We start from the raw sequence: 18,716 nt of genomic DNA, 5'->3' as shown, positions 1-18,716 counted from the left end.
GACGGCGAGCGGCGCAGCCGCTACCGCGCGGTATTGCGTTCGTCGCCGACCGCCACCGTCTGAGGCAGCTTCTTCCAGCTCCCTGTGCGGATCTCGCCGTGGGTCAGGCGCCGCAGCTCGACCTCGCCGACGCCCCTGATGCCCAGCTTGCGCGCCGCCGCGTGACTCAGGTCGATCACGCGTCCGTCGATGAAGGGACCGCGGTCGTTCACGCGCACGACCACCTGCTTGCCGTTGGCCCGGTTGCGCACGAGCGCATAGCTCGGCAGCGGCATGGTCTTGTGGGCGGCTGTCATGCGGTTCATGTCGTAGACCTCGCCCGTGGCGGTGCGGCGACCGTGGAAAGGCGCGCCGTACCACGACGCGATGCCGGTCTCGAACAGCGGCACGTCGCCGTTGTCCGGCAGGTAGGTCTCGCCGCGGATCTCATAGGGCTGGTTCGGCGCGCCCTGAGGAATGCGCTCGACACGGGGCACCGCATCTGCCGGTGCGGCGGGAACCGGCCGGACGGCGCGCGGCTCGGCTGCCGGCGGCGCGACCGGCGCAACTTCGACCCCGACCGCAGGCGCCGGCGGCACCGCGCCCCCGGGGAGCTTGATCGTGCCGCAGCCGACGGCCACGACCGCCACGAGCGCGACCCCGGCCAGGCGCAAGCCGCGCACGAGGGTCCGCGACGAGGAAACGAGAAAGCAGGGCGCCATGTCCGCTGTTGTCGGCGGACGGCGGGACCGGCTTGCGTTTCAAGATGTGAGGCTTGTGCGCCCGCTCACAGATCGGAGCCACATTGCGTCGAGTCCGTCACGAAGCCGCCGCCTGCCTGTACCGCGCGTTGCTGGCGAGGCCACGGGCCGCCTGACATCGTGTTGCAGCGCTTGCGCCGGGGGGTTGTACTCTTTGGGTCTTGCAACCAGCACTGACAACACGGATGTCCGCTCCATGAAGCCTGTCGTATTCGATCCCTATGGAAGAAGGCGCTCGTCCTGGCGCCTGCCCCGCTGGCTGGTGCTGCTGCTGACCGGCATCGTGCTCGGCGCCGGGGGTGTCGTGCTGGTTCAGGAGCGCTACCTGCCGCCGCGCCTGTCGGCCAGCGCATCGACGGCGCTGCGCGCCTCGTTCGAGCAGGCCGAGGCCGAGCGCCAGCGGCTCCAGGGCGAACTCGGCGACACCTCGAAGCGGCTCGAGGCCGCGCTCGCCGACAGGAAGGGCCTGGCCGACGAGCTGGCCACCAGCCGCGGGACCACCGAGCAATTGCGCAAGGACGTCGCCGCCGTGGTGGCCTCGCTGCCGCCCGACCCGCGCGGCGGGGCCGTGGAGGTGCGCGCGGGCCGCTTCACCGCCGACGGTGCGGCGCTGGCCTACGACGTGATCCTGACGCGCGAACGCGCGGCCGCGGGCAAGCCGCTGACCGGCGTGCTGCAGTTCGTCGTGGCCGGCGCCTCCGCGCGCGGCACCGAAACCACGGTCAGCCTGAAGCCGGTCGCCATTTCGCTGGGCAGCCACGAGAGCCTGCGCGGCAGCGTGCCGCTGCCCGAGGGCTTCAAGCCGCGCCAGGCCACGGTCAACGTGCTCGACCGCGTCGACGGCAAGCTGCTGGGCATGCGCGTGATGTACGTGAAGTAGCCGCGCGGCCCGCCGGGTGATCCCGCGGCCCTAGCCGCGTAGACCGTCGGGCAGTTCGAGCTTGACCTCCAGCACCTCGAGGTTGTCCTGCCGCTGCAGGTTGACCTTGATGTCTTCCGGTCGGATCGACACGTACTTCGAGATCACCGCCACCAGCTCGCGCTGCAGCGCCGGCAGGTAGTCGGGCCGGCTGCCGCGGCCGCTGCGCTCGTGGGCCAGGATGATCTGCAGCCGCTCCTTGGCGACGCTGGCAGTCTTCTTCTTTTCTCCGAGCAGGAAGGAAAGCAGGGACATCGTCTTACCTCCCTCCGAACATGCGCTTGAGGAAACCCGGGCGGTCGGCGTCGACAAAGCGCATCGGGGTGTTCTCGCCGCGGAAGCGGCGCACCACGTCCTTGTAGGCTTCCGAGACGTTGGTGCCGCGCATGTAGATCGCCGGCACCCCCTGGTTCGACGCGTCGAGCACCGTCTCCGACTCCGGGATCACGCCGATCAGCGGGATGCGCAGGATCTCCTGGATGTCGTCGAGCGACAGCATCTGCCCGCCCACCACCCGGCTCGGGTTGTAGCGCGTGATCAGCAGGTGCTCCTTGATGGGCTCCTTGCCCTCGATCGCCCGCTTGGTCTTGGACGACAGCATGCCGAGGATGCGGTCGGAGTCGCGCACCGACGAGACCTCCGGGTTCGTGACGACGAGCGCCTCGTCGGCGAAGTGCATCGCCATCAGCGCGCCGGTCTCGATGCCGGCCGGCGAGTCACAGACGATGTACTCGAAGCCCATGTCGGCCAGGTCCTTGAGCACGCGCTCCACGCCGTCCTTGGTCAGCGCTTCCTTGTCGCGCGTCTGCGAGGCGGCCAGCACGTACAGGCCGTCGCACTGCTTGTCCTTGATGAGCGCCTGGTTCAGGTTGGCTTCGTTGTGGATGACGTTGATGAGGTCGTACACCACCCGGCGCTCGCAGCCCATGATCAGGTCGAGGTTGCGCAGGCCGACGTCGAAGTCGATCACGGCCGTCTTGTGGCCCTGCAGCGCCAGGCCGGACGCGAAGCTGGCGCTGGTGGTCGTCTTGCCCACGCCTCCCTTGCCGGAGGTCACGACGATGATTCTGGCCATCGGTAGCAGATCCTTTCAGAAGATAGAGCTTCAGGCCTTCAAGGCCTCGAGCAGGAGCTTGTCGCCCTCCAGCCTCACCTGGGCCGGTTTGCCCAGCACCTCGGCGGGCAAGGGGGTTTCGGTGGTGCGGTAGGTGCCCGCGATGGAGATCAGCTGCGGCTCCATGCAGGTGGCGAAGATGCGCGCGTCGGCGTTGCCGCGGGCACCGGCGATCGCGCGCCCGCGCAGCGGCCCATAGACGTGGATGTTGCCGTCGGCGATCACCTCGGCGCCGAAGTTGACCGCCGCCAGCACCACGAGGTCGCAGCCCTTGGCATAGACCTGCTGGCCGGAGCGCAGCGGCCGGTCGATGAGCATCGTGCCGGGCGCCGCCACCTGGACCTCGCGGATGATCTCGGTCAGCGTGACCGGCGACGCGGGCACCGGCGACAGCGCCGGCGCGCGGGCCGGCGCCGGGCCGGCCCCGGCGGGTGCCTCCACGAGCCCGGCCGCCCGCGCCGCGGCCATCTGCTCGTCGCTGCCACCCCGCACGGCCAGCGGCAGCATCTGGCGCTGGCGCAACAGCTCGATCAGGTTCGGGAAATCGATGGGCGCTTGCACTTCGCGCACCTGCGACAGGTCGATCGCGACCGGATCCTGTTCGAAGAGCCCGGGCGTGTCGGCGGTGCGCTCGTCCAGCGCCCGGGCCAGCGCAGCCAGGTCGGTGGTCTTCAGGATCACCGCGACCAGCATCAGCGCGGCACTCTTCAGCTCGAAACCGGCGGAGCTGCCGGTTCTCTGATCGACGGTCATGGGGCGGGGTGGGGGTGGAACGCGACAAAGGTCACAGTGTATCGGGCGACAGGGTGCATTGCGGCGGTGCAGCGAAACAGCGGCGGTCCTGCGGCGCACCACTGGCGCGTTGCCCCGGCACCCGCCTTCACCGCTGCAGCACCGGCGCCAGCGCCACCCCGGTGTGCGTGCCCGCGGCGACCACCTGCTCCGGCGTGCCGGCCGCCACCACCCGGCCGCCGCCGGCGCCGCCTTCCGGGCCCAGGTCGAGCACCCAGTCGGCCTCGGCGATGACGTCGAGGTCGTGCTCGATCACCACCACGCTGTGGCCGCCGTCGACCAGCCGGTGCAGCACGCGGATCAGCTTCTCGACATCGGCCATGTGCAGGCCCACCGTCGGCTCGTCCAGCACATAGAGCGTGTGCGGCGGCTTCTGGCCGCGCCGCGTGACGTCGTCGCGCACCTTGCTGAGCTCGGTGACGAGCTTGATGCGCTGCGCCTCGCCGCCGCTCAGCGTGGGCGAGGGCTGGCCCAGCGTCAGGTAGCCCAGGCCCACGTCCTTCAGCAACTGCAGCGGGTGGGCGATGGCCGGCATCGACGCGAAGAAGTCGACCGCCTCGTCCACCTCCATCTGCAGCACGTCGCCGATGCTTTTTCCCCGCCAGGTGACGGCCAGCGTCTCGGGGTTGAAGCGCGCGCCGTGGCACAGGTCGCAGGGCACCTTCACGTCGGGCAGGAAGGCCATCTCGATGGTGCGCAGGCCCTGCCCCTCGCAGCCCGGGCAGCGGCCCTCGCCGGTGTTGAAGCTGAAGCGACCGGCGGCGTAGCCGCGCGCCTTGGCCTCCAGCGTCTCGGTGAAGAGGCGGCGGATCGTGTCCCAGAAACCGATGTAGGTGGCCGGGCAGGAGCGCGGCGTCTTGCCGATCGGCGTCTGGTCGACCTCGAGCACGCGGTCGATCGGCTCGAAGCCTTCGAGCTGGCTGCAACCCACCCAGGCCGGTCGCTTGCCGGCGGCCAGCGCATCGCGGCCGGCCTTGGTGGCCTTCATCGCCACCGCCGCATGCACGTTGACCAGCAGCACGTCGCGCGCGACGGTGCTCTTGCCCGAGCCGGACACGCCGGTCACCGCGACCAGCCGGCCGACCGGCACGCCGACGTCGAGACCGGCCAGGTTGTGCAGCGTGGCACCGCGCAGCGTGAGCCAGGCGTCGCCGCCACCCTCACCCCGACCCTCTCCCGCCCCGGCGAGAGAGGGAGCAACCGGCCCCCTCGCCCCGCTGGCGGGGAGAGGGTTGGGGTGAGGGGCTACCGGCCGCCGCGCCTGCAGCGGGTGACGCATCGGGTGCTCGAGCAGACGGCCGGTCAGCGACTCGGGCGCGCGCAGCAGGTCGGCGGCGGTGCCCTGCGCCACCAGCCGCCCGCCGCGCTTGCCGGCGCCAGGGCCGATGTCGATGATGTGGTCGGCGCGGCGGATGGTGTCCTCGTCGTGCTCCACCACCACCAGCGTGTTGCCCTGCGAGCCCAGGGTGTGCAGCGCGTCGAGCAGCACGCGGTTGTCGCGTGGGTGCAGCCCGATGGTGGGCTCGTCGAGCACGTAGCACACGCCCTGCAGGTTGCTGCCCAGCTGCGCCGCGAGGCGGATGCGCTGCGCCTCGCCGCCGCTCAGCGTGGGCGCGGCGCGGTCGAGCGTCAGATAGCCGAGGCCGACCTGGTCGAGGAAGCTCAGCCGCGAGCGGATCTCGGCGATCACGTCGCGTGCGATCGTCGCCTCGCGGCCGTCGAGCTTCTGCGTCTCGATCCAGCGGCGCGCGTCGTTGACCGCGCGCGCCGCCACCCGCGCAATCGACTGCTCGCCCTCCGCCCCGTGGCCGAAGCGCACGGCCAGCGAGACCGGGTTCAAGCGCGCACCATGGCAGCTGCCACAGGGCGCGTCGGCCACGTCCTCGATCTCGGGTTCGGCGAAGGTCTTCTCGCGCCCACCGGTGTCGTCGTCGCGCACCGAATCGTCGAGCGCCTTGCGCTGCTCACGGGTGAGCGTGAGGCCGGTGCCCACGCAGTCGGGGCACCAGCCGTGCTTGCTGTTGTACGAGAACATGCGCGGGTCCAGCTCCGGGTAGCTGGTGCCGCAGGCGGGGCAGGCGCGCTTGGTGGAGAACACCTTGACGCGGCCGATGCGGTGCGTCGGCGCGCCGGCCGCCATCGCCGCCCTCAGGCCGTCGAGCGGCCCCAGCAGGTGCACGACGCCCTTGCCGAGCTCCAGCGTCTTCGCGAGCAGCGCACGCAGTTCGGCCTCGTTGTCGGGCGTGACGACGATGTCCCCGACCGGCAGCTCGAGCGTGTGCTCCTTGAAGCGGTCGATGCGCGGCCACGGCGAGGTCTTCAGGAACTCGCCGTCGACCCGCAGGTGGGTGTGCCCGCGCTGCGCGGCCCACTTCGCGAGGTCGGTATAGACGCCCTTGCGGTTCACCACCAGCGGCGCGAGCAGGCCGATGTGCTGGCCCTTGTAATCGCGCAGCAGCTGCGCGGCGATCGACTCCGGCGTCTGCGGCCGCACCGCCACGCTGGCGTCTGCCGTGCACTTGGGGCAGTACTGCGTGCCGAGCTTGACGTAGAGCAGGCGCAGGAAGTGATAGACCTCGGTCGTGGTCGCGACGGTGCTCTTGCGGCCGCCGCGGCTCAGGCGCTGCTCGATCGCGACCGTGGGCGGGATGCCATACACCGCGTCGACCTCCGGCCGGCCGGCCGGCTGCACGATGCTGCGCGCGTAGGCATTGAGGCTCTCGAGATAGCGGCGCTGGCCCTCATTGAAGAGGATGTCGAAGGCCAGCGTGCTCTTGCCCGAACCGGAGACGCCGGTGACGACGCTGAACTTGCCGCGCGGGATGTCGACCGACAGGCCCTTGAGGTTGTGCTCGCGGGCGTTGACGATCTGGATCGCGTTGGCCGCGCCGCCGGCCTCGCGCTCGCGCCGAGCGCGTCGCGCCTCGGTCAGCAGCGACTGCAGCGGCAGCCCCTCCTCGACCGCGAGGCCGCCGTGCCCGAGGCTCTGCTCGTAGTCGCGCAGCGCCGCACCGGTGTGCGAGGTGGGGTGCAGCTTCACGTCGTCGGGCGTGCCGAAGCACACCAGCTCACCGCCGGCCTCGCCACCCTCGGGCCCCAGGTCGACCAGCCAGTCGGCGGCGCGGATCACGTCGAGGTTGTGCTCGATCACCAGCAGCGAATGACCGGCCTCCAGCAGCTTGCGGAAGGCACGCATCAGCTTGGCGATGTCGTCGAAGTGCAGGCCGGTGGTCGGCTCGTCGAACAGGAACAGCGTGCCCTTCTTCGCCACCGCCTGGCGCGAGGAGCTGCCGCTCTTGGCCGCCTCGGCCAGGAAGCCGGCCAGCTTCAGGCGCTGCGCCTCGCCGCCGCTGAGCGTCGGCACCGGCTGGCCGAGCTTCACGTAGTCGAGGCCCACGTCGGCCAGCGGCTGCAGCGCACGCAGCACCTCGCGGTCGTCGGCGAAGTAGCGCACCGCATCGGCGATGGTCAGGTCCAGCACCTCGCTCACGTCGAAGGACTTGCCACCGCGCTGGACCTTCACCTCCAGCAGTTCGGCGCGGAAGCGCTTGCCGTCGCAGTCGGGGCAGCGCAGGTAGACGTCGGAGAGGAACTGCATCTCCACGTGCTCGAAGCCCGAGCCGCCGCAGGTCGGGCAGCGGCCGTCGCCGGCATTGAAGCTGAACATGCCCGGGCCGTAGCCGCGCTGGCGCGCCAGCGCCGAGTCGGCAAAGATGGTGCGCAGGGTATCGAAAGCGCCGACGTAGCTGGCCGGGTTGGAGCGCGCGGTCTTGCCGATCGGGCTCTGGTCGACGAACACCGCGTCGCTGAGCCAGTCGGCGCCGAGCAGGCGGTCGTGTGCGCCCGGTGTCTCGGTGGCCTTGCCGAAGTGGCGCGCCAGCGCCGGGAACAGCAGGTCCTGGATCAGCGTGCTCTTGCCCGAGCCGGACACACCGGTCACCACCACCAGGCGCTGCAGCGGGAACTCGACCGTGATGCCGCGCAGGTTGTGCTCGCGCGCGCCCTCGACGATGAGGCGCGGCGTGCCGTCGGTCACCAGGCGCTTGAGCCCCAGGCCGATGCTGCGGCGCGCGCCGAGGTAGGCGCCGGTCATCGTGTCGGCGCGCTTGAGGTCCTCGGGCGTGCCGTCGAACACGATGCGTCCGCCCTGGGTGCCGGGGCCGGGGCCCATGTCGAGCACGCGGTCGGCGGCCAGCATCACGGCCGGGTCGTGCTCCACCACCACCAGCGTGTTGCCGGCGTCGCGCAGGCGGTGCATGGCCTGCACGATGCGGTTCATGTCGCGCGGGTGCAGGCCGATCGACGGTTCGTCCAGCACGAACAGCGTGTTGACCAGCGAGGTGCCGAGCGCGGTGGTGAGGTTGATGCGCTGCACCTCGCCGCCGCTCAGCGTGCGGCTCTGGCGGTCGAGCGTGAGGTAGCCGATGCCGACGTCGCACAAATACTTGAGCCGCGTGCGCACCTCGCCCTGCAGCAGTTCCAGCGCGTCGTCGAGCATGGTGCTCGGCAGCGTCAGGTCGTCGAAGAAGCGCCGCAGCCGCTCGATCGGCAGCAGCATCAGGTCGTGCAGGCTCAGGCCCGGCAGCGCCTCCAGCTGATCGCGCGACCAGGCCACGCCGACCGGCAGGAAACGCTGGGCCGCCGGCAGTGCCGCATCGGCGCCCTCCTTCGTGCCGATGCGCCACTGCAGCGACTCCAGCTTCAGGCGCGCGCCGCCGCAGGCCGGGCACGGCGTGTAGCTGCGGTACTTGGACAAGAGCACGCGGATGTGCATCTTGTAGGCCTTGCTCTCCAGGTACTCGAAGAAACGCTTGATGCCGTACCACTGCTTGTTCCAGCTGCCCTTCCAGTTGGGCGTGCCGTCGAGCACCCAGTCGCGCTGCGCGTCGCTGAGCTGGCTCCAGGCGGTGTCGCGCGGGATGCCGGCCTCGCCGGCGTACTTCAACAGGTCGGCCTGGATCTCCTTCCACGCCGGCGTCTGGATGGTCTTGACGGCGCCGGTGCGCAGCGTCTTGCGGTGATCCGGCATCACCAGCCCCCAGTCGACGCCGATCACGCGGCCGAAGCCGCGGCAGGTCTCGCAGGCGCCGAAGGCCGAGTTGAACGAGAACATCGACGGCTGCGGGTGGCTGTAGCGCAGCTCGCTGTCGGGGCTGTGCAGGCCCTGGCTGAAGCGCCAGAGCGCGCCTTCTCCCTCGCCCCCTCGGGGAGAGGGTTGGGGTGAGGGGTCGGTCCCACCCTCACCCCTGCCCTCTCCCGCCCCTGCGGGAGAGGGGGTCGATGCGTACACATTGACGCGCCCGCCGCCACGCTTGAGCGACACCTCCAGCGCCTCGATCACGCGCGACTTCTCGGTGCCGTCGAGCCGGAAGCGGTCGGCCACCACGTCGAGCAGCTTGCGCGGGCCGGTCGTTGTCGCGATCTCGCGTTCGGCCTGCACGCGCGTGTAGCCGCTGGCGGCGAGCCATTGCTCGACATCGGCCGCGGTCGCGCTGGCCGGCAGCTCGACCGGGAAGGTGACCACGAGGCGCTGGCCGGGCGCGGCGCGCTGCTGCAGCTCGCGGTAGATCGACTCCGGATCGTCCTCGCGCACCGGCTTCGCGGTCTGGCGATCGAACAGCTGCGCGGCGCGCGCGAACAGCAGCTTCAGGTGGTCGTTCAGCTCCGTCATCGTGCCGACCGTGGAGCGCGAGGTGCGCACCGGGTTGGTCTGGTCGATCGCGATGGCCGGCGGCACGCCCTCCACATGGTCGACCGCCGGGCGGTCCATGCGGTCGAGGAACTGGCGCGCATAGGCGCTGAAGGTCTCGACGTAGCGGCGCTGCCCCTCGGCATACAGCGTGTCGAACACCAGGCTGGACTTGCCCGAGCCGCTGGGCCCCGTGACGACCGTCAGCTCGCCGGTGTGCAAATCGAGGTCGAGGTTCTTCAGGTTGTGCTGGCGTGCGCCGCGGATGCGGATCACGCCGGGGGGGCGTTGACCGTTAGACATGAGGGTCCCGGGAGGTGAGGCCGAAGATTCTGGCAGCAGCCCCGAGACACCGCGCGGACCGCCGGCTTGCCGCAGCCCAGTCAGGGGACTTCGCGGCCCGGGCCGCCCATGAAAAACGGCGCGCTGCCGAAGCAGCGCGCCGTTGCACCGGAGCGCAGGTGCGGGTCAGTAACCGGTCGACGACGCCGGGGAAGCCGCGGGAGGCGCCTCGACGCCGTGCTTTTCACCGCCCATGTCGACGTTGCCGCCGCTCTTCGTCAGCACGTACATGACGACGGCGGCAAAGACGATGAAACCCAGCGCGATCTTCCACATGGCGGCGCGCTCCTCAGTCCTTCGCGTAGATGTCGACGTCCTTGGTTTCGCGCACGAAGATCAGGCCCACGACGAAGGTGATGCCGGCGATGATGATCGGGTACCACAGTCCGTTGTACATGTTGCCGGTCTGCGCCACGATCGCGAAGGCCGTGGTCGGCAGCAGGCCGCCGAACCAGCCGTTGCCGATGTGGTACGGCAGGCTCATCGAGGTGTAGCGGATGCGGGTCGGGAACAGCTCGACCAGCATCGCCGCGATCGGGCCGTAGACCATGGTCACATAGATCACCAGCACCACCAGGATGGCGACGATCAGGGGCTTGTTCATCTTCGCCGGATCGGCCTTGGCCGGGTAGCCGGCCGTCTTCAGGGTCTCGGCGACGGACTTCTTGAACTCGGCGTCCTTCGCCTTCGCCTCGTCGGCCGGCAGTCCCTTGGAGCTGTAGCTCTGGATCACCGTCTCGCCGATCGTGATGGTCGCCGGGGTGCCCGCAGCGACCGGCATGTTGTCATAGCTCACCGAACCGGCGGCCAGCACCTGCTTGGCGATGTCGCACGAACTCGTGAACTTGACGGTGCCGGTCGGGTTGAACTGGAACGAGCACTCGGCCGGATCGGCGTGCACCAGCACCTTGTTCTTCGCCTGCGCGGCGGCGAGGTCGGGGTTGGCCGCCTCGGTGAGCGCCTTGAACAGCGGGAAGAAGGTCAGCGCGGCGATCAGGCAACCGGCCAGGATGATGGGCTTGCGGCCGATCTTGTCCGACAGCGACCCGAACACGATGAAGAACGGCGTGCCGATCAGCAGCGAGATCGCGATCATGATGTTCGCGGTCGCGCCGTCGACCTTCAATGCCTGCGTCAGGAAGAACAGCGCATAGAACTGGCCCGTGTACCAGACGACCGCCTGGCCGGCGGTCAGGCCGATCAGGGCGATGATCACGATCTTCAGGTTCTTCCACTGACCGAAGGATTCGGTCAACGGCGCCTTGGAGGTCTTGCCTTCTTCCTTCATCTTCTTGAAGGCGGGCGATTCGTTCATCGACAACCGGATCCACACGCTGACGGCCAGCAGGGCGATCGACACGATGAACGGGATGCGCCAGCCCCACTCGGCGAACGCCGCCTCGCCCAGGCTGGTGCGGGTGCCCAGGATGACCAGCAGCGAAAGGAACAGTCCCAGCGTCGCGGTGGTCTGGATCCACGAGGTGTAGGCGCCGCGCTTGCCCTGCGGCGAATGCTCGGCCACGTAGGTGGCCGCACCGCCGTACTCGCCGCCGAGCGCCAGGCCTTGCAGCAGGCGCAGCGCGATCAGGATGACCGGCGCCGCCACGCCGATCGAGGCGTAGTTGGGCAGGATGCCGACGATGAAGGTCGACAGGCCCATGATCAGGATCGTGACCAGGAAGGTGTACTTGCGACCGATCATGTCGCCCAGGCGGCCGAAGAAGATCGCACCGAACGGCCGCACGATGAAGCCGGCCGCGAAGGCCAGCAGCGCGAAGATGAAGGCCGAGCCGGCATCCAGCCCCGCGAAGAACTGCTTGGCGATGATGGCCGCCAGCGATCCGTACAGATAGAAGTCGTACCACTCGAACACGGTACCGAGCGAGGACGCGAAGATGACCTTCTTTTCCTCGTTGGTCATCGGGCGCGGCGCGGCGGCGCCTCTGGTGGGTAGAACGGCAGCCATGGGTTTGTCTCCTCCATTGAGCTTGAACGTCCGCCGCGGGATGCGGCGCTCCAAGAAGGATCGTCGTCGGCTCTGACCGGTCTCTGACGCGAAACCAACGGCAACTGACAATCACCGTGGGAACCCGCAGTTCCGGTTTTGCAATGTGAGAGAACCACCGAAGCGCGTGTTGGTAGTTTCACTGAGAGGTCTGCGAAGCCGGCGGACGCTTCGAACCTCAGCGCCCAACGCACACGAACGGCTGCAACGAGTCGAACGAAGCCGGCTGATTTGATGCGGGCGAACGCGCCGTATCAGTAGCTGACCCGTGCGTAGTAGGTCCGCTGCGACGCCTCGCGCGCCTGCCCAAGCGTATGGATACCGCGCTCGGCGAGCAGCGGGATGAGCTTGAGGAAGATCTCGGCCGTCACCATCGCATCGCCGACCGCGGTGTGGCGCCCGAGCACCAGCACACCGAAACGCTCGGCAATGGCCTCGAGCCGGTGCGACGCCTGCTGCGGGTGCACCACCGCCGACAGCAGCAGCGTGTCGAGCACCGGCTGGTCGAACACGACACCGGTGCCGGCCTGCTTGAGTTCGAGAAAGCGCATGTCGAAAGCGGCGTTGTGCGCCACCAGCACGGTGTCCTGCGCGAAGGCGTGGAAGGCGGGCAGCACGGCGTCGATGCCGGGCGCGTCGGCCACCATCTCGGGGCGGATGCCGTGGATCGGTATCGAGGCCTCGGGAATGTCGCGCCGCGGGTTCACGAACTGCTCGAAGCAGTCCTCGCGGCGCAGCTTGCCGGCCACGATGCGCGTGGCGCCGATCTGGATGATCTCGTCGCCTTCCGACGGCTGCAGCCCGGTGGTCTCGGTGTCGAAGACGGTGTAGCTCAGCTCGGCGAGCTTTCGGTCGGCGAGCTCGCGCGACTGCTCGCTGGCGCGGAACAGGTCGAAGTCGTAGACCTCGGGCCGGCTCTCGCTGCGCACGAACTGCGCCGCGTCGAGCTGCTCGCTGCTCGCCGCCAGCGGCAGCAGCAGGCGGAAGAAGGACTCGTGGCGCACGCGCTCGCGCTCGAACCAGAACGCGCCGTCGTGGCGCTCGACCACATCGCGCACCGTCAGCGCCAGGCTGTCGTCGCCGATGCGCATCGCATCGGTCTCCCACCCCATCACCGTCTCGGTGCTCATGGCCTGGCCGCTCCACACCAGGTCGAGCCGCGCGCGGCCCGAGTCCTGGGCGAGGCGCAGCTGCACGAGCTCGATCTGGTACTCGTCGACCAAGCGGCCGGCCAGGTAGACCAGCACCTGCAGCAGCGAGAAGCTGTCCACCCTGAGCCAGAGTGCCGCGTCGACATCGGAGGTGGCCACGCGGCAGCCATGCCGTGCTTCGATGCGGCGCGCGGCGGCGGCTACCAGGTCGGAGCCCAGCATGTCTTCCAGCGGCCAGCGCGTCTTCAGGGTCTGCGCGGTGTGGCTGGCAAGCTCCCGGATGCGCCGGCTCATCGCGCCCACCTCGTCGCGGATCACGCCCTGGAAGCGCTCGCGCGTGACGGCGTCCACATCGTCGTAGTCGAGCATCTCGACCGCCGCCTGCAGGTTGCCCAGCGACGCGCGGCTGCCTTCGGTGAGGGCGTGCAGCAACCGGTCGCGCTCGGACTCGTCGGCGAAGTCGCGCGTGATGTTCTCCAGCATCAGCACGAAGCCGTTCAGCGCGGCCTCGCCGGGCGGCGCGTCGATGGCCCGCACCGGTGCCATCTGCACCCGCAGCAGCTGTCCGGCGCGCGTGCCGGTGACGAACTGCGTCGAGGGGTGCGCCGCGCCGCGCTGCAATCGCTGCTGCACGCTTTCCAGCGCATGGGCGATCAGCGCGCGGTCGAACACCGCGTAGATCGAACGGCCCAGGCCGATCAGCTCGGCGCCGCCACTGACGCCGGGCGCCGCGGACAGCGCGCGAAACTGGGTGCGGGCGCGGCTGTTGTAGAGCAGGATGCGGCCGTCGAGGTTGCACACCACCACGCTTTGCGTCAGCTCGGCCATCAGCGCGGCCAGCCGGTTGCGTTCCTGCTCGACGCCGCGGCCGGCCTCGCGCACCTGCGCGGCCATGTCGGCGCGCAGCGCCCCGCGCTGTTGCGACAGCTGGTTGATGAGCCGGGCGAGTGCGCGCGTCTCGGCGCTACCCTGCGGCTCGATCTCGCGCTGCACGTCGGCCGCGAGCAGCACACCGGCCTCTTCGGCCAGACGCGCCGCGGCCGCCACCCAGCGCAGGTAGGCGCTGCGCGAGAGCGCACCGAGCGCGCCCGACAGGACCAACCAGCCCAGCAGCAGCAGCGCAGCGCGCGGCTCGAACATCGCGCCCAGCGCGGCACGCTCGGCCGGCTCGAGCGTGGCCGCGAACAGCAGCCCGCCACCCAGCGCCGACAACGCCAGCACCGCGCCCGGCGCCAGCGTGGCGGCGAGCTCGCGCTTGTCGAACTTCATGCCGCCGCCAGCAGCTCGCGCACCTTGTCGGCCAGCTCGCGGGTCGAGAAGGGTTTGGTCATGTAGGCGTCGGCGCCGAGCGCACCGCCCTTGGCGAGATCGGTGCCGCGGCCCTTGGCGCTGAGCATCAGGATCTTCACCGCGGCGAGCGTCTCGTCGGCGCGCACCGCCTGACAGACCTCGAAGCCGCTCATGCCCGGCATCATCACGTCCAGCAGCACCAGGTCCGGCCGCGCCGTGCGGATCGCCTCGAGCGCCGACGGGCCGTCGCGGGCGATGCTCACCACGTGGCCCTCGCGCTTCATCAGGAACTCCAGCGAGATGACGATGTTCGGCTCGTCGTCGGCAATCAGCACGTGCTTGCTCATGCTTTCGTCTCCTCTTGTGCTGTCCACGGCAGCTCGAAACCGAAGCAGGCCCCCTGCCCCGGCGTGCTGCGCAACCACATGCGACCGCCGAAATGCTCGACGATCTGGCGGCTGATCGGCAGGCCCAGGCCGGTGCCCTGCGGTCGGTGGGCGGCGTCACCGCCCTGGCGGAACTTCTCGAACACCAGCTGCTGCTGCGCGGGCGGCACGCCGGGGCCGTTGTCGGCCACTTCGACGGTGGCCGCGCGTTCGTCGCAGCGCAGGCGCACCACCACCCGGCCTGCATGCCGGGGCACGAACTTGGCTGCGTTGCTCAGCAGGTTCAGCAGCACCTGCAGCAGGCGGTCGCGGTCGGCATGCAGTACCGGCACCTGCTCGGGCTGCTCCACCGTCACCTGTGCGCCGCGTTCGCGGAACACCTCGGCAGTGGTCTGCACGGCATGGGCGACCAGCTCGCGCAAGTCGATCCGGTCATTGCGCCATTCGGCATGGCCCGACTCGATCTTGGCCAGGTCGAGCACCTGGTTGACGAGCCGGCTCAGGCGCTCCGCCTCGGCCACCACCAACCCGAGGAACTGCTGGCGCTGATCGCTCGCCATCCCGGGTTCGTCGCGCATCAGCTCGGCAAAGGCACGGATCGAGGTGAGCGGTGTGCGCAGCTCGTGTGTCACCGAGGACATGAAGTCGTCCTTCAGCTTGTCCAGGCTCTCGAGCTGGCGGTTCTGCGCACGCACCTGCGAGGCCTCGTCGAGCAGGCGCAGGATGTCCTCGGGCGCGAGCGGCTCTTCTTCCACCACCGAGGCCATCACCGCCCGCGCCGACGCACTGCCGATCGCGCCGGCAAGCTGCGTCTCCACATGCTGCACCAGCTGCGCATCGGGCTCGATGCGCTCGATGCCGGCCGCGCCCGAACGACGCGCATAGTCGGCGAACAGGCGCTGGGCCGGCTCGGCGCCGAGGAAGCGCGCCGCCAGCTGCTGCAGCTCGGCCAGCCGCGCGCGGCCGCGCCAGAACACCGGCGCCGCGCTCGAACGGCGGAACACGTCGACGAACAGCAGCGCCTGGCCGGCCTCGCGGGCCGACGGCGCACGCGACAGCGACACGGCGACGTACAGGCCCGCGTTGACCAGCAGGCTCCACAGGAGTGCATGGGTCAGGCTGTCCAGTCCGGTCAGGCCGAGCAACTGCTCGGGCTGCAGCAGCTTGATGCCGAACGGGCCGTCGGTCACGAAGGCCGTCGCCAGCCAGCCCGACCTGGCGATCGACGGCAGCAGCAGCGTCCAGGCCCACAGTACGAAGCCGGCGCCCAGCCCGGCGAGCGCACCCGCCTTCGTGCCGCCCTTCCAGTACATGCCGCCCAGCAGCGCCGGCGCGAACTGCGCCACCGCCGCGAAGCTGATGAGCCCGATGCTGACCAGCGCATAGGCCTCGCCGGCGATGCGGAAGTACAGGTAGCCCAGCAGCAGCAGCGCGACGATCACGACGCGCCGCACCGCCAGCGGCAGGACACTCAGGTCGCCGGACGCGTGCTGCCGCAGGCGCAGCAGCAGCGGCATCACCAGGTCGTTGCTGACCATGGTGGACACGGCGATCGCCTCGACGATCACCATGCCGGTCGCGGCCGACAGTCCGCCGATGAACGCAACCAGCGCGAGTGCGGGCTGATCGAACGCTTGCGGCAGCGAGAGCACGAAGGTCTCGGGGTCGGCGCCCCCCCTGCCGAAGTGCAGCAGCCCGCCCAGTGCAATGGGCAGCACGAACAGGTTGATCAGCAGCAGGTAGAGCGGGAAGGCCCAGGTGGCGCGCCTGACGTGCCGCTCGTCGACGTTCTCGACCACCATCACCTGGAACTGGCGCGGCAGGAAGAGAACCGACAGCATGGCCAGCAGCGTGAGCGCAGCCCACTGCGCGCCGGCGAAGCGGCTCTCACCACCCAGGCCGAGCAGCGGCTCCAGTTCGGTGCGGGCCGCGGCCCGCGCAAAGATGTCGCCCGGGCCGTCGAACAGGCCCCAGCAGACGAAGGTGCCGACCGCGAGAAAGGCCAGCAGCTTGACCACCGACTCGAACGCGATCGCCGCGACCATGCCCTCGTGCCGTTCGCTGGCATCGAGGTGGCGTGTGCCGAAGGCGACGGTGAATCCGGCCAGCACCAAGGCGATGTAGAGCGTGCTGTCGCGCCACCACGGCCCCGTGCCGCCCGGTGTGGCGGTGAGCACGGAGAGGCCGCTGGCGATCGCCTTGAGCTGCAGCGCGATGTAGGGCAGGATGCCCACCAGCGCGATCAGCGTCACCAGCGCGGCCAGCGTGCGGCTCTTGCCGTAGCGGCTGGCGATGAAGTCGGCGATCGAGGTGATGCGGTAACTGCGCGCGATGCGGATCATCTTGCGCAGCACCGAGCCGGCCAGCAGCATCGCCAGCGTCGGGCCGAGATAGATCGGCAGGAACCACAGGCCCGACGACGCGGCGCGGCCGACGCTGCCGAAGTACGTCCACGCCGTGCAGTACACGCCCATCGAGAGCGTGTAGACCCAGGCGTTGCCGATCAGCGAGCGGCCTGCCCGCGCACGCCGATCGGCGAAATGCGCCACGCCGAACAGCAGCAGCAGGTAGGCGAACGATGCGCCCAGGACCAGCGGGGTGGACAGCATGGTTCGGGCCGAGTCAATCCGCGTCGCTGCCGGACTCGGCGATCCAGGCCGCCGCGCCGATCAACAGCGCCCAGCCGCCGAACAGCGCCGCGGGCAGCAGCGGGATGCCGGCCACGCTGAGATGGCGGTCCCACAAGGTGAGCAGCGGAAAGTTCAGCAGCAGCCAGCCGGCGGCGAACAGCGCGAGCAGCCGCTGGTTGCGCAGGGGATCGGACATTGGCCTTCTCCTTTCACGGCGCCGTCACAAGGCGTCGAGCCGCAAGCGCTGGCGCAACAGCGCTCGCAAGCGCCTGTTGATGGCCAGCGCATCCTTCAACTGGTCGCGGTCCATCGTGCTCAGATCGGAGGGCCGCACGAGGTTGCCCGCCGGCTCGCCGGCGGCGCGCTGGCGCAGCTGGTGGCGCAGTTTCAGCGCCATCAGGTAGTGCAGGGCCTCGATCAGATCGCGGCCGAGATCGGCGTCGACGATCCCGCGCTCGACGAGCCGGCGCAGGCGCTGCGCCGTGCCGGGCTCGCGCACGCCGTGCTGCAGGCTGAGCGCGCGCACGCCGTGCACGATCGGGAAGGTGCCGAGCTTCTTCAGGTCCAGCGGCTGTTCGTCGCCGCGCGCCGTCAGGCGTTGCCACCAGCTCTGCGGTTCGTCGAACTGGTCGGCCGCCGCCGCGAAGCGCGCCAGGAAGGCGTCGCCCCCGGCGAGGATGCGGTCGAGGTGTTCGCGCGCCTGCTGCAGCAGCGTGGCGTCGCCGGCCACCGCGGCAGCGTCGAAGAAGATGGCCAGGTGCAGGGTGCCGTCCGGGCCAGCGCCGTAGACCCACTCGCGCAGCGTGTCTCGAAAGCTCGCGAGCGAGCAGCGCCACAGCGGGTTGGTCAGCATGATCTGGCCCGGGCACGGCGGGTAGCCGAGCTCGGCGAGCGCGGCGTTGAAGCGCCCGGCGATCTCGGCCAGCTGCGGGTGTTCGTAGCCGTCGCGCAGCAGCAGTGCGTTGTCCTGGTCGGTCTTGAGGATCTGCTCGCCGCGGCCTTCGCTGCCCATCACGAGCAGGCAGCTGTTGGCCACCAGATCGGCGGGCGCCAACAGGTCCCACAGGCGCGCGAACAGGCGGTGGTTCAGTTCGCCCACCAGGCGGGCGATGAGTTCGATCTTGATGCCGCCGTCGTGCAGCAGGCCGATCATCGTGTCGATGCGCTGCGCTGCAGCCCGCAGGTCGGCCACCGAGGCGGCCTCGTCGATCTGCACCGCCACGATGTGCGAATGGTTGGCGACGAAGCTCACCAGGTCCAGCTGGCCGAGCACGCCCAGCACGGTGTCGCCGTCGCGCACCACCAGGCGGTGCACACGATGGCGCACCATCAGCCACAGCGCCTCGAACAGCTCGGCGTCGGGATGCACCTCGATCAGCCCGAAGCGCGACACCTCGCGCACCGCCAGCGCGGCCGGCGGCCCGTCGCGCAGCAGCGCGTCGCGCAGGTCGGTGGTGGTGAAGATGCCGAGCCGGTCGCCGTCGCGCACCAGGGCGTTCGTCAGCCCCTGCTGCGACAGCAGCCGGCACACCGACACCAGGTCGAGTGCACCGTCCACGAAGAAGGGCTTGCGCACGTAGGCGTCGCGCACGCGCGCGGTGACGAGCGAGAGCATCTCGCGCTGTGTGTCGGAGGCGCGGGTTTGCGGCATGGGCGGC

General features: G+C 70.0%; 13 protein-coding genes. 1 reads left to right on the top strand and 12 read right to left on the bottom strand.

What is annotated here, in order from left to right:
• Positions 1-20 precede the first annotated feature (20 nt).
• Positions 21-701, bottom strand: a complete 681-nt coding sequence (locus tag ACQY9S_RS19825; protein WP_428422117.1) for a septal ring lytic transglycosylase RlpA family protein — start codon at positions 699-701, stop codon at positions 21-23.
• Positions 702-936: 235 nt separating this feature from the next.
• Here ACQY9S_RS19825 and ACQY9S_RS19820 point away from each other — a divergent pair, with 235 nt between their 5' ends.
• Positions 937-1,620, top strand: coding sequence for a hypothetical protein (locus ACQY9S_RS19820; RefSeq protein WP_428422115.1), 684 nt, complete (start codon positions 937-939; stop codon positions 1,618-1,620).
• Positions 1,621-1,650: 30 nt separating this feature from the next.
• Here the strand turns inward: ACQY9S_RS19820 and minE are convergent, their stop codons facing one another.
• From minE to ACQY9S_RS19765, 11 genes are all read right to left on the bottom strand, one after another.
• Positions 1,651-1,914 carry a cell division topological specificity factor MinE gene (gene minE / locus ACQY9S_RS19815; RefSeq protein WP_428422113.1) on the bottom strand — a complete coding sequence of 88 codons (264 nt, stop codon included), beginning with the start codon at positions 1,912-1,914 and terminating at the stop codon, positions 1,651-1,653.
• 4 nt (positions 1,915-1,918) lie between these two features.
• Complete coding sequence (minD, locus tag ACQY9S_RS19810; protein WP_428422111.1) at positions 1,919-2,734, bottom strand: septum site-determining protein MinD; 816 nt, start codon at positions 2,732-2,734, stop codon at positions 1,919-1,921.
• Between the two features lie 30 nt (positions 2,735-2,764).
• Positions 2,765-3,526 (bottom strand): septum site-determining protein MinC, encoded by a 762-nt coding sequence (minC, locus tag ACQY9S_RS19805; RefSeq protein WP_428422109.1) that lies wholly within the window; start codon positions 3,524-3,526, stop codon positions 2,765-2,767.
• A gap of 127 nt (positions 3,527-3,653) precedes the next feature.
• Positions 3,654-9,557, bottom strand: a complete 5,904-nt coding sequence (gene uvrA, locus ACQY9S_RS19800; RefSeq protein ID WP_428422107.1) for an excinuclease ABC subunit UvrA — start codon at positions 9,555-9,557, stop codon at positions 3,654-3,656.
• Between the two features lie 165 nt (positions 9,558-9,722).
• Positions 9,723-9,872, bottom strand: coding sequence for a hypothetical protein (locus tag ACQY9S_RS19795; RefSeq protein ID WP_428422106.1), 150 nt, complete (start codon positions 9,870-9,872; stop codon positions 9,723-9,725).
• A gap of 13 nt (positions 9,873-9,885) precedes the next feature.
• Positions 9,886-11,562 carry an MFS transporter gene (locus tag ACQY9S_RS19790; protein ID WP_428422104.1) on the bottom strand — a complete coding sequence of 559 codons (1,677 nt, stop codon included), beginning with the start codon at positions 11,560-11,562 and terminating at the stop codon, positions 9,886-9,888.
• A 293-nt stretch (positions 11,563-11,855) separates the two neighbouring features.
• Positions 11,856-14,021 (bottom strand): exonuclease domain-containing protein, encoded by a 2,166-nt coding sequence (locus ACQY9S_RS19785; RefSeq protein ID WP_428422102.1) that lies wholly within the window; start codon positions 14,019-14,021, stop codon positions 11,856-11,858.
• Positions 14,018-14,389 (bottom strand): response regulator transcription factor, encoded by a 372-nt coding sequence (locus ACQY9S_RS19780; RefSeq protein WP_428422100.1) that lies wholly within the window; start codon positions 14,387-14,389, stop codon positions 14,018-14,020. The genes ACQY9S_RS19785 and ACQY9S_RS19780 overlap by 4 nt, the downstream gene beginning before the upstream one ends.
• On the bottom strand, positions 14,386-17,037 hold the full coding sequence (locus ACQY9S_RS19775; protein WP_428422098.1) for an ATP-binding protein: 2,652 nt from the start codon (positions 17,035-17,037) through the stop codon (positions 14,386-14,388). Before ACQY9S_RS19775 ends, ACQY9S_RS19780 begins: the two co-directional genes overlap by 4 nt.
• A gap of 13 nt (positions 17,038-17,050) precedes the next feature.
• Positions 17,051-17,254 carry a hypothetical protein gene (locus ACQY9S_RS19770; RefSeq protein WP_428422096.1) on the bottom strand — a complete coding sequence of 68 codons (204 nt, stop codon included), beginning with the start codon at positions 17,252-17,254 and terminating at the stop codon, positions 17,051-17,053.
• 24 nt (positions 17,255-17,278) lie between these two features.
• Positions 17,279-18,709 (bottom strand): putative nucleotidyltransferase substrate binding domain-containing protein, encoded by a 1,431-nt coding sequence (locus ACQY9S_RS19765; RefSeq protein WP_428422094.1) that lies wholly within the window; start codon positions 18,707-18,709, stop codon positions 17,279-17,281.
• Between the last annotated feature and the right edge of the window lie 7 nt (positions 18,710-18,716).

The organism is Methylibium sp. (assembly GCF_965279545.1).
GTDB lineage: Bacteria > Pseudomonadota > Gammaproteobacteria > Burkholderiales > Burkholderiaceae_C > Methylibium.
Note: the sequence above shows the minus strand (reverse complement) of the source record. Positions and strands in the feature narration are given on the sequence as shown.

Excerpts from the sequence above, each read along its gene's own strand:
- ACQY9S_RS19790 (WP_428422104.1), bottom strand. The coding sequence starts at position 11,562 with ATGGCTGCCGTTCTACCCACCAGAGGCGCCGCCGCGCCGCGCCCGATG.
- ACQY9S_RS19770 (WP_428422096.1), bottom strand. The coding sequence starts at position 17,254 with ATGTCCGATCCCCTGCGCAACCAGCGGCTGCTCGCGCTGTTCGCCGCC.
- minE (WP_428422113.1), bottom strand. The coding sequence starts at position 1,914 with ATGTCCCTGCTTTCCTTCCTGCTCGGAGAAAAGAAGAAGACTGCCAGC.
- ACQY9S_RS19795 (WP_428422106.1), bottom strand. The coding sequence starts at position 9,872 with ATGTGGAAGATCGCGCTGGGTTTCATCGTCTTTGCCGCCGTCGTCATG.
- ACQY9S_RS19820 (WP_428422115.1), top strand. The coding sequence starts at position 937 with ATGAAGCCTGTCGTATTCGATCCCTATGGAAGAAGGCGCTCGTCCTGG.
- ACQY9S_RS19765 (WP_428422094.1), bottom strand. The coding sequence starts at position 18,709 with ATGCCGCAAACCCGCGCCTCCGACACACAGCGCGAGATGCTCTCGCTC.
- ACQY9S_RS19825 (WP_428422117.1), bottom strand. The coding sequence starts at position 701 with ATGGCGCCCTGCTTTCTCGTTTCCTCGTCGCGGACCCTCGTGCGCGGC.
- uvrA (WP_428422107.1), bottom strand. The coding sequence starts at position 9,557 with ATGTCTAACGGTCAACGCCCCCCCGGCGTGATCCGCATCCGCGGCGCA.
- ACQY9S_RS19785 (WP_428422102.1), bottom strand. The coding sequence starts at position 14,021 with ATGAAGTTCGACAAGCGCGAGCTCGCCGCCACGCTGGCGCCGGGCGCG.
- ACQY9S_RS19775 (WP_428422098.1), bottom strand. The coding sequence starts at position 17,037 with ATGCTGTCCACCCCGCTGGTCCTGGGCGCATCGTTCGCCTACCTGCTG.
- ACQY9S_RS19780 (WP_428422100.1), bottom strand. The coding sequence starts at position 14,389 with ATGAGCAAGCACGTGCTGATTGCCGACGACGAGCCGAACATCGTCATC.
- minC (WP_428422109.1), bottom strand. The coding sequence starts at position 3,526 with ATGACCGTCGATCAGAGAACCGGCAGCTCCGCCGGTTTCGAGCTGAAG.
- minD (WP_428422111.1), bottom strand. The coding sequence starts at position 2,734 with ATGGCCAGAATCATCGTCGTGACCTCCGGCAAGGGAGGCGTGGGCAAG.